We start from the raw sequence: 15055 nt of genomic DNA, 5'->3' as shown, positions 1-15055 counted from the left end.
CGGGCTGGCCGCGCCGCCCGCCGGCGAGCTGCTGGCCGACCCGCCGGCCCTGTGCGCGCTGCTGGAGCGCGCCGCGATCGCCGACCCTCCGCTGTTCCACATGATGCTGCTGCACTACACGCTCGCGCTCGGCCCGGTCCTGCGGTTCGGCGCCGGGCAGGAGGAGACGCGGCCGCTGCGCGATTCCCTGGAGTCGATGGACTCGTTCGGCACGCTGCTGATGACCGAGGTGGGACGCAGCAACAGCCATCTGTCGCCCCGTACCGTCGCCCGCCACGACCCCGCCACGGGCGGGTTCGTCCTCAGCACCCCCGACGCGCAGGCCGCCAAGTTCCCCACCAACACCGCCCATCCCGACCTGCCCAAGACCGCCGCCGTCTACGCCACCCTCGTCCACGGCGGCCAGGAGCGCGGCGTGTTCGTGTTCGCCGTGCCGCTGCGCGGACCCGACGGCGCCGCCCCGCCCGGCGTGCGGATCGTCCCGGCGCCCGAGACCACCGGGCTGCAGATCGACTACGCCGCCGTCCTGCTGGAGGACGTCCGCGTCCCCTACGGGGCGTGGCTGCGCGACGGCGCGGCCATCGGGCCCGACGGGGACTTCCACGACCCGCACGGGCCCGCGGCCGCGCGGCTCACCCGCTCGATGGGCATCGCCCCGCCGGTGTGGCGGGCGGTCGTGTCGGCCTCCGCCGCGATCTCCCGGGCGGCCGCCGGGATGCTGCTGGCCCACTCGGCGGGCCGCTCCACCCTCGGCCGGCTGGCGCCGCGCCGCCCCCTGACCGACTACCGCAACCAGCAGGAGGCGGTGCTGGGGGCGCTGGCGTCCGCCTACGCCCTCACCGCCGTCGCCGCCCACGTCACCACCCCGCGGCCTCCGGGCCACCCGGCGGCCGAGGCGGGGGACGCGGGCGAGGCCGGGGGGCCGGCGACCGCGTGGGCGCCGTGGTCGGCGGTCGACCGGGACCTGGCGCTTCTGAAGGCCGCCGCGACCGTCCAGGCGCAGGAGACGGTGTCGGCGTGCCGGGTGCACAGCGGCGCCCCCGGGTTCGCGGCCGTCGAGCGCCTCAACGCCTACCGGGGCCTGACGCACGCCTACCAGAACGCCGGCGGCGACAACCAGCTCATCCTCTACGACACCGCGCGCGCGATGGCCGACCGCGACCGCTACGTCCCGCCCGAACCCGAGCCCGGGCCGCCCGACGACGGCGACCTGGACTCCCCGCGCGTGTGGCTGTTCCTGGCGCGCGACGCCGAGCGCCGCCTGCGCGACCGGCTCGCCGGACGGGTCCAGGCCGCCCTGCGCGACGGGCAGGACGCCTTCACCGCCTGGAACGGCAACCTGGCGCTGGCGGAGCGGACTGCCACCGCCTGCGCCGACCGGATCATCCTGGAGATCCTCGCCGCGGCCGCCGGCGCCGGGCCGCGGGCGCTCGGGCCCGTCCTGCGCCTGCACGCGCTGGACCGGCTGGAACGCCGCGCCGCCGTCCTGCTCAACGAGGGGGTCGTCCCGCCGGGGATCCTGGACGAGCTGGGGGCCGCGCGGCGCCGCGCCTGCGACGAGCTGGCGCCCCGCGCGGCGGAGCTGGCCGCCGCGTTCGACCTGCCCGCCCCGGTCACCGCGCCCGCCGCGTTCCTGGCCTGAAGGGGCACATCCGGGAAGAAACGGCACGCCACGCCGCGAATTCGCCAAGGAGGCGGGGGAACCGGCGCAAGGTGGCTACCGTTCTCGTTAGACATACCGCACGCGGGTGGTGGCACCCGCAGCCGATACGGAGGTAGACACAGTGGGAGTCAGTCTGAGCAAGGGCGGCAACGTCTCGCTGACCAAGGAGGCCCCCGGACTGACCGCCGTCGTGGTTGGTCTGGGGTGGGACGTGCGGACCACGACCGGCACCGACTTCGACCTGGACGCCAGCGCCCTGCTGTGCTCGGCGGAGAACAAGGTCCTGTCGGACCAGCACTTCGTGTTCTTCAACAACCTCAAGAGCCCCGACGGTTCGGTCGAGCACACCGGCGACAACCTCACCGGTGAGGGCGAGGGCGACGACGAGGCGATCAAGGTGAACCTGAGCGCCGTCCCCGCCGAGATCGCCAAGATCGTGTTCCCGGTCTCGATCTACGACGCCGACAAGCGCCAGCAGAGCTTCGGGCAGGTCCGCAACGCCTTCATCCGCGTGGTGAACCAGGCCGACAACAGCGAGATCGCGCGCTACGACCTGTCGGAGGACGCCTCGACCGAGACCGCGATGGTGTTCGGCGAGCTGTACCGCAACGGCGCCGAGTGGAAGTTCCGCGCGGTGGGCCAGGGCTACGCCTCGGGCCTGTCGGGCATCGCGTCCGACTTCGGGGTGAACGTCTGACCTCAGCGCACGTGGACGGGGCGCCCCCATGGCCGGGGGCGCCCCGTCGCGCGTCCGGGGCCGGCGCCCGCGTGCGCGCCCGTCAGCCGGCGGGGACGACGGCGAGGGCCTCGATCTCCACCAGCAGGTCGTCGCGGACCAGGCGCGACACCTCGACCAGCGACGCGGCGGGCGCGACGCCCTCGGGGACGAACTCGGCGCGCACGGCCCGCACGACCGGGGCGCCGCCGGCGTCGCGCAGGAAGTAGCCGAGCCGCACGACGTGCTCCCAGCGGGCGCCGGCGGCGGTGAGCGCGGTCTCCAGGTTGGCGAACACCTGCCGGGTCTGGGCCTCCAGGTCGCCGGGGCCGACCAGGTTCCCCGCCGAGTCCAGCGCGATCTGGCCGCTGATCACCACGAGCCGGCCGGGCACGTCGACGGACACGGCGTGGCTGTATCCGGGCCCGGGCGCCAGGCCCGGCGCGTCGATCTGGCGGTGGGCGGGGCCGGGTTCGTCGCTCCTCACAAGATCACGATACCGGGGGGCGGCCGAGCAGCTCCTCGCGCAGCCGCGTCTTGAGGATCTTGCCGCCGGGGTTGCGGGGCAGTCCCTGCTCGCGGAACCACACGTGCGCGGGCACCTTGAACGCGGCGATCCGCCCGCCCAGGAACTCCCGCAGGTCGCGCTCGGACACCGCCGCGCCGGGGCGCGGCACGACGACCGCGCCGACCTCCTCGCCGAGCACCTGGTGCGGGACGCCGATCACGGCGCAGTCGGCGACGGCGGGATGCTCGTAGAGGGCGGCCTCGACCTCGGCGCAGTAGATGTTCTCCCCGCCGCGGATCAGCATGTCCTTGGCGCGGTCGACGATGTAGACGAACCCGTCGTCGTCCAGGCGGGCCAGGTCGCCGCTGTGGAACCAGCCGTCCGTGAACGCGGCCGCGGTCGCCTCGGGCCTGTTCCAGTAGCCCTTGATGACGTTGGGCCCCTTGATGAGCAGCTCGCCGACCTCGCCGGCCGGCAGCTCCTCCCCGGCGGGCCCCACGACCTTGACGTCGCAGACCGCGACGGGCGGGCCGACGCTGTCGGGTCGCTCCAGGTAGTTCACGCCGCCGTTGTAGGTGGTGACCGAGGAGGTCTCGGTGAGGCCGTAGCCGTTGCCGGGCATCCGCTCGGGCAGCCGCTCCCTGATCTTGTCGACGAGGGCGGGCGCGGCCGGCGCGCCGCCGTAGCTGACGCCGGTGAGGCTGGAGGTGTCGAACTCGGCGAAGTCGGGGGAGGTCAGGACCTGCCAGGCCATCGTCGGCACGCCGCCGAACCCGGTGACCCGCTCCCGCTCGATCAGCTCCAGCGCCCTGCGGACGTCCCACTTGTACATCAGCACCACCGTGCCGCCCTGCAGGGCGCTGGACACCAGCACCGAGTGGCAGCCGGTGGCGTGGAAGAACGGGACGCTCAGCAGCGTCACGCGCGGCTGCGGCGCCGCGAGCTCCTCGACCGTGCGGCCGGCGCGCACGCCCGCCGACATGACCCCGTAGGCGAGGCTGACGGGGTTGCCGGCGATGTTGCGGTGCGTGCCGAGGGCGCCCTTGGGCCGGCCGGTGGTGCCGGAGGTGTAGAAGATCGTCGCCTCGTCCTCGGGGTCGAGAGGGACGTCGGGCAGGGGGGCCTCGGGCGGGGACGTTTCGGAGGACGCCGCGGTGCCCGGGACGCCGGCGGCGTCCTCGAACGCCTCCGCTCCCGGGGGCAGGGCGCCGTCCGCGCGCGCGACCAGGCACGCCACGCCCAGGTCCGGCAGCACGCCGGCGAGCCGCTCGGCGCGCTCGGTGTCGGCGACCAGGACCTTGGCGCCGCTGTCGGCCAGCCCGTACTCCAGCTCCGCGGCGCTCCACCAGGCGTTGAGCGGGACCACGACGGCCCCGGCGACGGCGGCGCCGAAGAACGCCACCGACCACTCGGGGTAGTTGCGCATGGCGATCGCGACCCGGTCGCCCTTGGCGATCCCGTACCGGTCGGCGAGCGCCCGCGCGAACGCGGCCGCCCGCGCGTGGTGCTCGGCGAAGGTGAGCCGGTCGTCCCCGTAGACCAGGAAGTCCTTGTCGCCGTGGAGGCGGGAGATCTCCAGGACGTCGCGCAGGGTGGGCGGGGCGTTCTTCCACACGCGGGTCCGCACGCCGCGGATCCGCGTCTCGGCCATCTCGAACGGCTGCCCCGGCGCCGTCATCGCCGCCCTGACCTCGGCGACGCCCGCCAGCGGCCGCCCGGTGTCCTGCACGTCCCGGCTCTGCACGTCCCGGCTCTGCACGTCGCGCCTCCCGCGGGGTGGGCGCACCGCCGGGCGGCCCGTCCGCCGAACACGATTCGGTGCGCCGTGTCCGAAAATGTATGGTCCGCGTCACACACAGGTCAACGCCCCGGCGCCGCGGGCCCGGAGGAGACCGGTCCGGGCCGACGGTCCCGAGGAAGATCCCTGCCTGCGACAATGGGGGCATGACCGAGCGCAAGCCGATCGAGTACTGGTTGTCGGACATGGACGGCGTCCTGGTGCACGAGGGCCGTCCCGTCCCCGGCGCGGAGGAGTTCGTCCGCCGCCTGGCGGCGTCCGGAAAGCCGTTCCTCATCCTGACCAACAACTCGATCTACACCCGGCGGGACCTGTCGGCCCGCCTGGCGGCGGCCGGGCTGGTCGTCCCGCCCGAGGCGATCTGGACCTCGGCGCTGGCCACCGCCCGGTTCCTGGCCGACCAGCGGCCCGAGGGGTCGGCCTACGTGATCGGGGAGGCGGGCCTGACGACGGCGCTGCACGAGGCGGACTTCGTCCTCACCGACATCGACCCCGACTACGTGGTGCTCGGCGAGACCCGCACCTACAGCTTCTCCCAGATCACCCGCGCGATCCGGCTGATCGAGGGCGGCGCCCGGTTCGTGGCGACCAACCCCGACCCGATCGGCCCGTCCCCGGAGGGCTCGCTGCCGGCGTGCGGCGCCGTCGCCGCGATGATCACCCGGGCGACGGGCGTGGAGCCCTACTTCGTCGGCAAGCCGAACCCGCTGATGATGCGCACGGCGCTGAACGTGGTCGGCGGGCACAGCGAGAGCACCGCGATGATCGGCGACCGGATGGACACCGACATCGTCGCCGGTGTCGAGGCCGGGCTGGAGACGATCCTGGTGCTGACGGGCGTCACCCGCAAGGACGAGATCGCCCGGTTCCCGTTCCGCCCGCACCGCGTCGTGGCGTCCATCGCCGACCTCATCGAGCTGGTCTGACCCGCGTCCGCGCCCGGCCGCGGCGCGGCCGGGCGGGAACGTAGACTCGCAGGCGCCATGCGCACGATCAGACAGGGCGGCTCGGCGGAGCTGGAGGTTCGCAGGTCCCGGTTCGTCTGCACGCTCGCCCGCGTCGCCGACGAGGCGGAGGCGACGGCGTTCATCGCCGGGCACCGGCGCGCGCACCGCGACGCCACCCACAACTGCACCGCCTACGTCGTCGGCGAGCGCGGCGAGATCACCAAGAGCGGCGACGACGGCGAGCCGGCCGGGACGGCGGGGATCCCGATGCTGGAGGTGCTGGTGCGGCGCGGGCTGACCGGCACCGCCGCCGTCGTCACCCGCCACTTCGGCGGAGTGAAGCTCGGCGCGGGCGGTCTGGCGCGCGCCTACGGGCAGGCGGTCGCCGGCGCCCTGGACGCCGTCGGGGTCGTGGAGCTGCGCCCGGTGGTGACGGTCACCGTCGGCGTGGACCACGCGCTGGCGGGGCGGTTCCTGGGCGACCTGCACGCCCGCGGCCACCAGCCCGGCGACGTCCGCTACGGGACGGACGTGCAGGCCGACGTGGCGGTGCCCGTCCCGGACCTGGAGGCGTTCGAGGCGTGGGCCGCCGAGGTCACCGCCGGGCGCGCCCGGACGAGGCGCGGCGCGCCCGGCCACGTCGAGGTGCCCGTCCCCTGACCGGGCCCGGGCGGCTCAGGCGGCGAGGAACTCCTCCAGGGCCGGGGCGAGCGCGGCGGGGTCGACGTCGTGGGTCTGGCCGTCCAGGGTGCGGTGCGTCCCGGCGGGCAGGAGCGCGGCGGTGCGGCGCGCGATGTCGCGCATCCAGGCGGGGCTGTCGCCGCCGTCCAGCACCAGGGCCGGGACGGAGACGCCCGCGAGCAGGTCGTGCGGCAGCTCGGCGCCCGTGGCGGCGTCGTCCATGACCGCCGAGTCGTAGGCGAGGGTGGACGCGAGTGCCTCCAGCGCGGGCCACATCGGCGCGCCCCGCATCTGGCGGACCATATCCTCCGGCATGCCGACGGCGGTCATGAACAGGGCGAGGGCGTCCCCGGGGCGCCCGTCGGCGAGCATGCCGGTCAGCTCGGTGTTGTAGGCGCGGGCGCGGGTGAGGCGGTCGTCGTGGGCGGGGTTGAAGGGCGGCTCGAACAGCGCGAGCCGGGTGATGGGCAGGCCGTGCGCGGCGGCGCGCAGCGCCAGGACGGCGCCGGACGACATCCCGTACACCGCGGCGGACCCGCCGGCGGCCTCGATGACGGCGGCCAGGTCCTCGATCTCGCGTTCGACGGCGTAGGGCGGGGCGTCGCCGCTGTCGCCGCGCCCCCGGCGGTCGTAGGTGAGGACAGTGCGGTGCGGGGCCAGCAGCCCGGCGAGCGCCGCGCCGGAGCCGCGGTCGTTGAGGGCGCCGCCGACATGGATCAGGGCGGGCCCCTCGCCGGTCCGGTCGATGGCGATGCGGGTGCCGTCCTTGGAGTGCGTGATGTCCATGAAGGGTTCCTTCCCAGGTGGCCGCCTTTGCGCGGTCCGCTGCGCGTGGTCGTTGACCGGCGGGCAGGATCTCGCACAATGTCGAGAATGGGTATCTCACACCGGCTCAGCGCGTTGCGCGGAGCGCCGCCGCCGCGGGACGGGGGGCCGTGCACCGGGCGGCGGGAGGGCCGGTGACGGGGGCGGTCGCGGGGCTGGGGCCGGGCGTGGTGGCGGGGCTGGTGCTGCTGGCGGTCGCGGCGGGGATCGGGATCACGGCGGTCGGGCCGGGCGGGGTGCTGGTCACCGCGGGGCTGTTCGCGTTGACGCCGCTGTCGCCGGCGCAGGTGGCGGGCACGGCGCTGGTCACCAACGTCGCGACGGGCGTGCTGGGCACGGCGGTGTACACGCGGTCGGGGCAGCTGCGCGAGCCGGAGGCGCGTCGGGCGGCGGTGCTGCTGTGCGGGGGCGCGGTGGTCGGGGCGCCGGTGGGGGTGCTGCTGAACGGGCTGGTGACGGGGCGGGCGTTCGGCGTGCTGCTGGGGGCGCTGGTTGCGGTGACGGCGGTGCTGGTGCTGGTGCGGCGTCCCGGCAGCCGGGGGCCTGCGGCGGACGGTCCGGGGCGGGCGGTGACCGCGGCTGCGGGTGCGGGGGTGGCGGCGGCGGGCGCGATGTTCGGGGTCGGGGGTCCGATGCTGTGCGTGCCGCTGCTGGTGGCGCTGGGGGTGCCGGTGCTGTCGGCGCTGGCCGCGGCGCAGGCCCAGTCGGTGGTGATCGCCGGTGCCGGGACGGTCGGGTACCTCGCGGCGGGCGCGGTCGACTGGCCGCTGGCGGCGCTGGTGGGCGTCCCGGAGCTGGCGGGGGTCCTGGCGGGGTGGGTGATCGCCCGGGCGGTGCCGGCGGGGGCGCTGAAGGGGGCGCTGGTGGTGAGCCTGCTGGCGCTGGCCCCGTACGTGGCGCTGCGCGGCTGAGCCGCCTCGCGGGCGGCGCGGGCGGGCGGGTGCCGGTCAGGTGCGGGCGCGCAGGCGGCGGAGCATGCGGGCGTCGGTGAATCCGACGGCGCGGGCGGCGGCGTCGGTGGTGGCGCCCTGCCCGATGAGGTGCTCGGCGCGTTCGAGCCGCAGTTCCTGCTGGTAGCGCAGCGGGGTCAGGCCGGTGGCGGCGGTGAAGCGGCGGGTGAGGGTGCGTTCGCTGACGCCGGCCTCGGCGGCCAGGACGTGCAGGGGCAGGGGGCCGGCGTAGTGGGCGTCGATGTGGTCCTGGGCGCGGTGGACGGCGTCGCTGACGTGGGCGCGGTGCCGCAGCAGGGCGCTGGCCTGGGGTTCGTCGCCGTTGCGGCGCGCGTACACGACCATGGCGCGGGCGGTGCGGGCGGCGGCGCCGGGGCCGTGCCGGGAGGCGACCAGGTGCAGGGCGAGGTCGATGCCGGAGGCGATGCCGGCGGAGGTGACGACGCGGCCGTCGGTGACGTACAGCACGTCGCGCACGACGGTGGCGCGCGGGTGGCGGCGGGCCAGGGCGTCCTGGAGCTCGTGGTGGGTGGTGCAGCGGCGCCCGTCCAGCAGTCCGGCGTGGGCGAGGGCGAAGGCTCCGGCGCAGACGCTGGCGACGGTGCCGCCCGCGGCGTGGTGGGCGGCCAGGCGGCGGGCGGCGCGGGCGGAGACGGGCGGGGCGTGGGGTTCGCCGTCGCCCCAGCGCCATCCGGGGACCAGGACGATGTCGGCCGCGGTGAGGTCGGGCCATGCGGTGGGGGCCTGGAGGGCGACGCCCTGCGCGGTGGGCACGGTCGCGGGCACGGTCGCGGGCGCGGCGGCGGAGGGGGGCGCGGTCTCCGGCTCGTCCCCGGGGGCGGTGCGGTCGGCGACGTAGGCGAGCCGGTAGGGCAGGCCGGCGTCGGCGGCGGTGCCGAACACCTGGGCGGGCCCGGCCAGGTCGAGCAGGTGCAGGCCGGGGACGAGCAGGAAGACGACGCAGGTCACGATCCGGTCAGCCTACCGGGGCGGGTGCGAGGTCGTCGAGCGAGGCGATCGCGGCGAACCGTCCGGCCAGGGCGTACTCGGTGCGGGCGATGATCTGGTCGGTGGGCAGGGTGGCGGGGTCGGCGAGGATCTCGGCCAGGGGGCGGCCGGGCGGGGCGTCGCGGTGCTCGATGGGGAAGGTGGCGGTGGCGTCGGTGACGAAGGCGACGCGGTAGCCGAGGTCGGCGGCCAGGCGTGCGGTGGTCTCGCAGCACTGCTCGGTCTGGATGCCGCAGACGGTGACCTCGCCGACGCCGCGTTCGGTGAGCAGCTGCTGCAGGCCGGTGGTGGTGAAGGCGTTGCGGGAGGTCTTGGTCATGACGGGCTCGCCGGGCTCGGGCGCCAGGCCGTCCATGAGGCGCACGTGGCCGAGCGCGGGGTCGAAGGGGTTCCCGGTGCCGGGTTCGGCGTGCAGGATCCACACGACCAGGTCGCCCGCGGCGCGGGCGGCGGCGGCCAGGCGCGCGGCGCGGGCGGCGATGTCGGGCGCCGAGACCGCCGCCCAGTTGGGGCGGCGGCGGAAGGACTCTTGGACGTCGATGACGAGGAGCGCTCGGTTCATGGGTCGATCCTGGCCGGGCGCGGCGGCGCCCGACAGGCGTCATCGCGACGGGAAGCGGAACGATCCGGTCAGCACGGCGGACGGCGGCGGCGTAAAGGATCTCGGGCGGGGGAGGGAGGGGACGTTCTGGGCGGGAATCCCCCGAGGTGAGGGGGTCTGTACGAGTGAGGGGGACTCGGCATGGGCGGAGGCGTCGGGGGGCACGCGCCGGGGGTCAGTCTCGGGGTGGAGGAGGAGTTCCTGCTGGTGGACCCGGGGTCGGGGGAGTGCGTCGGGCACGCCGAGGACGTCCTGGAATGGGCCGGGCCGCACCGGTGGCGGGCCTCGGGTGGGTCGTTCCACACCGAGTTGCTGGGGTCGCAGGTGGAGGCGGTCACGGGGGTGTGCCACGACCTGGCGGGCCTGCGCGCGCAGCTGCGGTACGGGCGGGCGCGGCTGGCGGAGGCGGCGCGGGAGCGCGGCGCGCTGCTGGTGGCGGCGGGGACGCCGGTGCTGGGCGGCCGCCCGCCGCCGGCGGCGCGGGGCGAGCGGTTCGCCGCGATCGTGTCCGCCTACGGCGACGTGGTCGAGGACTACCAGGCGTGCGGCTGCCATGTGCACGTCGGCGTCCCGGACCGGGAGGCGGCGGTGGCGGTGGTGAACCATCTGCGGCCGTGGCTGCCGGTGCTGGTGGCGCTGGCGGCCAACTCGCCGTTCGACCGCGGGCGCCCCACCCGCTACGCGGCGCGCCGGATGATGGAGATGGCGCGGTTCCCGGGGGCGGGCGTGCCGCCGTGGTCGGCGTCGGCGGCCGACTACGACGCGCGGGTCGCGGCGCTGGTGGAGTCGGGCGCGCTGGTGGACGGGGCGATGACGTTCTGGCTGGCGCGGCCGTCGCCGCGGTGGCCGACGGTGGAGGTGCGGGCGGGGGACGCGGCGGCGACGGCGGACGAGGCGGTGCTGCAGGCCGCGCTGGTGCGGGGCCTGGTGGCCGCCGCGCTGGCGGATCTGGCGGCGGGCCGCGAGGCGCCGCGGGTGGACGGGCAGGTGTGCGCGGCGGCGCTGTGGAACGCGGCCCGGCACGGTCTGGACGGCGCGATGGTGGACCCGGTGTCGCACCGTGCTGTCCCGGTGCGGCGGCTGCTGGACGGACTCGTCGCCCGCGCGGCCCCGGCGCTGGAGGAGGCCGGCGACCTGGACGCGGTGTCCAGGCTGGTGGAGGGCGTGCGCCGCGCGGGGACGGGAGCGGACCGGCAGCGCCGGGCGGCCCGGCGGGGCGGGCCGCGCGCGGTGGTGGACATGCTGGTCCGCCAGACCGAGTCCGGCGACCTGGACACCGGCCTGGAGGCCGGCCTCGGTGCCGGCTCGGACGCAGGGCCGGACGTGGCGGGCGGGCCCGCCGAGGGGGCGGGGGAGCCGCCCGACGAGACTCCTGGGGAGAAACCGGGCGTATGGGACGCGGGTGAGCGGGTACCGGAGCCGGACGCCCCTTGACGACGGAGGACACATGACCGTTCACCAGGACCGACCGCCCTCTCGCGGTCCCGAGCCCCGCCCGGGGACCGGACGCGGGCAGGCCCCCGCGTCAGGCCCTGCATCGGCTCCCGGGTCGGGCCCTGCGTCCGGCTTCGGATTCGGGGGTTCGCTCGGTTCCGTCCGGGCGCGCGCGGACCGGGCCCCGGTGCTGCCGGAGCCGCGCGGGCCGCTGTCGCGGGCCGTGGCGGACGTCCTGGCCTCGGGCCCGCACCCGAGCCCGCTTCGCGACGACCCGCCTGGGCCGTGCGGGATCGGCGGGCTGGTCGCCGAGGCGCGGTCCTGCGACCCCTACGGGGAGGATCTGCAGCTGGCGCTGCACACCTGCTACGAGCTGCACTACCAGGGGTTCGCGGGCGTGGACCCGGACTGGGAGTGGGATCCGGGGCTGCTGCGGCTGCGCGGGGCGATGGAGGCGGTGTTCCTGGCGGCGCTGCGCCGCGACGTGTGGCGGGCGACCGGCCCGGAAGCGGCCGGGGACGTGCAGGGGGCGCTTGAGGAGCTCCTGGTGGAGCCGGTGGACGCGCGCGGCGTGTCCCACCATCTGCGCGACGAGGGCACCTGGGGGCAGATGCGCGAGTACGCGGCGCTGCGGTCGGTGTACCACCTGAAGGAGGCCGATCCGCACGCGTGGGTGATCCCGCGGCTGCGGGGGCGGGCCAAGGCGGCGCTGGCGGCGGTGGAGAACGACGAGTTCGGCGGCGGCCGCGCGCGGATGACGCACCAGGGCCTGTACGCCGATCTGCTGGACGACCTGGGGCTGGACCCGTCCTACGGCGCGTACGTGGACGCGGCGCCCGCGGAGATGCTGGCGACGGTGAACATGATGTCGCTGTTCGGGCTGCACCGGTCGCTGCGGGCCGCGCTGGTGGGGCATTTCGCGGCGGCGGAGATCACCACGGCGCCGTCGGCGCGGCGGATGGCGCGGGCGCTGGAGCGGCTGGGCGCCGGTCCGCGCGCCGTGCTGTTCCACACCGAGCACATCGAGGCCGACGCCGTCCACGAGCAGGTGCTGCGCCACGAGGTGATCGGCGGGCTGCTGGAGGCCGAGCCGGGCCTGGCCGGGGACGTGGTGCTGGGCGTGCGCGCGACGGGCCTGCTGGAGGACCGGTTGGGCGGCCATCTGCTGGGGAGCTGGCGGGCGGGCCGTTCGGCGCTGCGGCGCCCGCTCGCCGACACGGTGGGCGATGCGGTGGGCGATGCGGGCCCCGGCGCCGGGGCCGGTGTGGTGAGTGACGTGCCGGCGGCCGCGCCGGCGGCCGGGTGAAGGGGAGGGGCGGGATGATGCTTTTCAGGCCGCCGGGCGTGTACCGGCCGCAGGCCGACACCTCGCTGCTGACGCGGGCGCTGCTGAGGTCGCTGTCGCGGGCGGGGGCGCCGCCGGGGGCACGGGTCCTGGAGCTCGGCACGGGGACCGGCGCGGTGGCGCTGGCCGCTGCGCAGGCGGGCTGCGAGGTCGTCGCGGTGGACGCCTCGTCGCAGGCGGTGTTGGCGGCGCGGGTGAACGCGCGGATGCGGGGGCTGCCGGTGCGGGTGCTGCGCGGGGACATGTTCGCGCCGGTCGCCGGGCAGGAGTTCGACGTGATCGTCGCGAACCCCCCGTACGTGGCCGGGGAGGTCGACCCGGCGTCGGTGCGGGGCCGGGCGCGGGCGTGGGAGGCGGGCCCGGACGGCCGGATTCTGCTGGACCGGATCTGCGCGCAGGCCCCCCGGCATCTGTCGCCGTCGGGGACGCTGCTGGTGGTGCACTCGGCGCTGAACGGGGTGGCGGCCACGCTGGTGGGGCTGCGCCGCGCGGGGATGCGGGCGTCGGTGGTGGCGCGGCACCGCGAGCCGTTCGGGCCGGTGATGCGGCGCCGCGCGGACGGGCTGCGGGCGCGCGGCCTGCTGGTGGAGGGGCAGCGGCACGAGGACCTGGTGGTGGTGCGCGCGGACCGGATGGAGGAGGAGGCGGCCGATGAGCGCGACCAGCGGGCGGCCTGAGACTCGGCCCGAGACCCGGCCGGAGTCGCGGCCGGTGCCCGCGAACGGTGCCGAAGGCCCGGACGGAGCGACGCCGGGCGGCCGGGAGCGGCGGCGGGTGCGGATGGTGCCGGGCGGCCCCGTGCTGGTGGAGGGCCCGGTGGAGATCGTGATGGAGGACGGGTCGACGGCGGTGTCGGACCGGTGGCTGGTGGCGCTGTGCGCGTGCCGCCGCAGCCGCGCGTACCCGTTCTGCGACACCAGCCATCGCCGGCGCAGCCGCGACTGATCCCGGACGGCGGCCGGCCCCCGCCGCGACGTTGCCGCCGGGTGGGGGTCAGCCGCCGAGGCTGTCCAGGGCGGTGTCCAGCCGCTGGGCGAGGGCCTCGATCTGCTCCTCGTTGGCGCCGGTGTCGAGTTCGGCGATGACGGCGTCCCGGGTGGTGATCACCATGGCGTCCTCGGGGCCGTCGCCGCGGCTCGGGTCGGCCGGGACGACGGCGGCGCGGCCGCCGACGACGACGAGCGCGGCGCCGCGGTCGGTGGAGGCCAGCAGGGTGTGCAGGTGCTCGCTTGTGATCGTCGGCATCGGGTGACCTCCGGATCGGTTGGGCGGCGGAGCGGGGCCGGGCCGTGGGGCCGGACCGCGCCGCCGGTCGTGGTGGGTGGTGGCCGTCTGGTGCGTGGTGGCGGAGTCGGCGTGGGTGCGGTCAGGGCTTGCGGCCGACTCCGGTGGCGAACTCGCGTCCGCGCAGCCGCCCGCCGGTGTCGTGGGCCAGTGGCGGGGTGTCGCGGCCGGCGCCGGTGCGCAGCCCTTCCAGGAACTCGGTGATCGCCTCGCGGGCGCTGTGGCGGGGCGTCCAGCCGAGCTCGTCGCGGGCCCGGGCGGTGTCCATGAGCGGGATCTGCAGGGCCAGGTCGAGCAGTGCGGGGGAGGCGGGCACCAGGTGCAGGTTCCAGGCGGCGGCGAGCGCGGCCCGCACGCCCCGCGCGGGCAGCCGCACGATCCGGGCGCCGAGCAGGTCGGCGAGCTCGGCGGCGTCCAGGGCGGGTTCGGCGGCGAGGTTGAAGGCGCCGCGGGCCTCGCCGGTGGCGGCGAGCCGGAACGCCTGCCCGGCGTCGGCGGAGTGCAGGACCTGCAGCCGCAGGCCGGGCAGGTCCGGCACGACCGGGATGAGGTCGGGGCGGGCCAGGCGGCCGGGCAGCAGCGGCCCGGCGAACAGGCGGCGCTGCTCGCTGGCGCTCTGCCGTTCGAAGACGAACCCGGGCCGCAGCCGCACGACGCGGCAGTCGGGGTTGGCGGTCTCGAAGGCGTCCAGGAGCCGTTCGACGTAGGCCTTCTCGCGGCTGTAGGCGGCCTCGGGCCACCCGTGGGTGGGCCAGGACTCGTCGACCGCGCGGTCCTTGGGACCGGGGGAGTACGCCCCGACCGAGGAGGAGTACACCAGCGCGGGCACGCCCGCGCGGGCGGCGGCGTCGAACACCCGGGCGCTGCCGACGGCGTTGGCGTCCCAGGTCACCGCGGGCCGGTGGGTGGGCTGGAACAGCCAGGCCAGATGGATGACGACGTCGGCGCCGCGCATCAGGGGGACCAGGTCGGTGTCGGTGACGTCGGCCTCGGCCCAGCGCAGCTTGCCGGTCCCGACGGGGTCGGCCTCGCGGGCGGCCCCGGGGCCGGGGTCGCGGCGGGCCAGTCCGGTGATCTCGGTGACGGCCGGGTCCTCGGCGAGCGCGCGGACGGTGCTGGTCCCGATGTTGCCCGTGGCGCCGGTGACGACGACGCGCATGGCGATCTCCCCCTCGTCGGCGGTTCGCCCGCGGGATCGTCCCCGCAGGTGGACGGCCCCATTCCCGTCCCGCGCCGATGTATGCCCGCCGCGCCGCCGGCCCCGGCCCCGGGCCCGCGCCCGGGGCCCGCGGCCGG

The 15055-nt window shown here is 76.6% G+C and carries 16 protein-coding genes; 9 read left to right on the top strand and 7 right to left on the bottom strand.

The window, feature by feature from the left end; all coding sequences use genetic code 11:
* Together ABWI04_RS37345 and ABWI04_RS37340 are read left to right on the top strand one after the other, a co-directional pair.
* On the top strand, positions 1–1642 hold a 1642-nt coding region (locus ABWI04_RS37345; protein ID WP_353835328.1), incomplete at its 5' end, for an acyl-CoA dehydrogenase family protein.
* Positions 1643–1784: 142 nt separating this feature from the next.
* Positions 1785–2360, top strand: coding sequence for a TerD family protein (locus tag ABWI04_RS37340; protein ID WP_345187213.1), 576 nt, complete (start codon positions 1785–1787; stop codon positions 2358–2360).
* An 82-nt stretch (positions 2361–2442) separates the two neighbouring features.
* On the opposite strand, the gene ABWI04_RS37335 is transcribed toward ABWI04_RS37340, so the two are convergent.
* Both ABWI04_RS37335 and ABWI04_RS37330 read right to left on the bottom strand, forming a co-directional pair.
* Positions 2443–2865, bottom strand: coding sequence for a RidA family protein (locus ABWI04_RS37335; RefSeq protein WP_345187215.1), 423 nt, complete (start codon positions 2863–2865; stop codon positions 2443–2445).
* A gap of 4 nt (positions 2866–2869) precedes the next feature.
* Positions 2870–4645 carry a class I adenylate-forming enzyme family protein gene (locus tag ABWI04_RS37330; RefSeq protein WP_345187218.1) on the bottom strand — a complete coding sequence of 592 codons (1776 nt, stop codon included), beginning with the start codon at positions 4643–4645 and terminating at the stop codon, positions 2870–2872.
* 185 nt (positions 4646–4830) lie between these two features.
* On the opposite strand from ABWI04_RS37330, the gene ABWI04_RS37325 reads away from it, so the two are divergent.
* Positions 4831–5610, top strand: coding sequence for an HAD-IIA family hydrolase (locus tag ABWI04_RS37325; protein ID WP_345187223.1), 780 nt, complete (start codon positions 4831–4833; stop codon positions 5608–5610).
* Positions 5611–5667: 57 nt separating this feature from the next.
* Positions 5668–6291 (top strand): IMPACT family protein, encoded by a 624-nt coding sequence (locus ABWI04_RS37320; RefSeq protein ID WP_345187225.1) that lies wholly within the window; start codon positions 5668–5670, stop codon positions 6289–6291.
* Between the two features lie 15 nt (positions 6292–6306).
* Here ABWI04_RS37320 and ABWI04_RS37315 read toward each other — a convergent pair whose 3' ends face one another.
* Complete coding sequence (locus tag ABWI04_RS37315; RefSeq protein WP_345187228.1) at positions 6307–7098, bottom strand: alpha/beta fold hydrolase; 792 nt, start codon at positions 7096–7098, stop codon at positions 6307–6309.
* A gap of 173 nt (positions 7099–7271) precedes the next feature.
* On the opposite strand from ABWI04_RS37315, the gene ABWI04_RS37310 reads away from it, so the two are divergent.
* On the top strand, positions 7272–8048 hold the full coding sequence (locus ABWI04_RS37310) for a sulfite exporter TauE/SafE family protein (protein ID WP_345187230.1): 777 nt from the start codon (positions 7272–7274) through the stop codon (positions 8046–8048).
* 36 nt (positions 8049–8084) lie between these two features.
* On the opposite strand, the gene ABWI04_RS37305 is transcribed toward ABWI04_RS37310, so the two are convergent.
* Both ABWI04_RS37305 and ABWI04_RS37300 read right to left on the bottom strand, forming a co-directional pair.
* On the bottom strand, positions 8085–9056 hold the full coding sequence (locus ABWI04_RS37305; protein WP_345187233.1) for a GlxA family transcriptional regulator: 972 nt from the start codon (positions 9054–9056) through the stop codon (positions 8085–8087).
* Between the two features lie 7 nt (positions 9057–9063).
* The gene (locus ABWI04_RS37300; protein ID WP_345187235.1) at positions 9064–9657 is read right to left on the bottom strand and encodes a cysteine hydrolase family protein; all 594 of its coding nucleotides are present in this window, start codon (positions 9655–9657) and stop codon (positions 9064–9066) included.
* Between the two features lie 180 nt (positions 9658–9837).
* On the opposite strand from ABWI04_RS37300, the gene ABWI04_RS37295 reads away from it, so the two are divergent.
* From ABWI04_RS37295 to ABWI04_RS37280, 4 genes are all read left to right on the top strand, one after another.
* On the top strand, positions 9838–11130 hold the full coding sequence (locus tag ABWI04_RS37295; RefSeq protein ID WP_353835327.1) for a carboxylate-amine ligase: 1293 nt from the start codon (positions 9838–9840) through the stop codon (positions 11128–11130).
* A gap of 187 nt (positions 11131–11317) precedes the next feature.
* Positions 11318–12436, top strand: a complete 1119-nt coding sequence (locus tag ABWI04_RS37290; RefSeq protein ID WP_353835326.1) for an iron-containing redox enzyme family protein — start codon at positions 11318–11320, stop codon at positions 12434–12436.
* A gap of 14 nt (positions 12437–12450) precedes the next feature.
* A complete protein-coding gene (locus tag ABWI04_RS37285; RefSeq protein WP_353835325.1) occupies positions 12451–13152 on the top strand; it encodes a HemK2/MTQ2 family protein methyltransferase in 702 nt (233 codons plus the stop codon).
* Positions 13127–13420, top strand: coding sequence for a CDGSH iron-sulfur domain-containing protein (locus ABWI04_RS37280; protein WP_353835324.1), 294 nt, complete (start codon positions 13127–13129; stop codon positions 13418–13420). The genes ABWI04_RS37285 and ABWI04_RS37280 overlap by 26 nt, the downstream gene beginning before the upstream one ends.
* Before the next feature lie 48 nt (positions 13421–13468).
* On the opposite strand, the gene ABWI04_RS37275 is transcribed toward ABWI04_RS37280, so the two are convergent.
* On the bottom strand, positions 13469–13720 hold the full coding sequence (locus ABWI04_RS37275) for a hypothetical protein (protein WP_345187244.1): 252 nt from the start codon (positions 13718–13720) through the stop codon (positions 13469–13471).
* Positions 13721–13841: 121 nt separating this feature from the next.
* On the bottom strand, positions 13842–14918 hold the full coding sequence (locus tag ABWI04_RS37270; protein WP_353835323.1) for an NAD-dependent epimerase/dehydratase family protein: 1077 nt from the start codon (positions 14916–14918) through the stop codon (positions 13842–13844).
* Positions 14919–15055 lie beyond the last annotated feature (137 nt).

The organism is Actinomadura sp. NPDC000929 (assembly GCF_040492065.1).
GTDB classification, from domain to species: domain Bacteria; phylum Actinomycetota; class Actinomycetes; order Streptosporangiales; family Streptosporangiaceae; genus Spirillospora; species Spirillospora verrucosospora.
The sequence above is the reverse complement of the archived record's forward strand: the minus strand, read 5'-3'. Positions and strand labels throughout refer to the sequence as shown.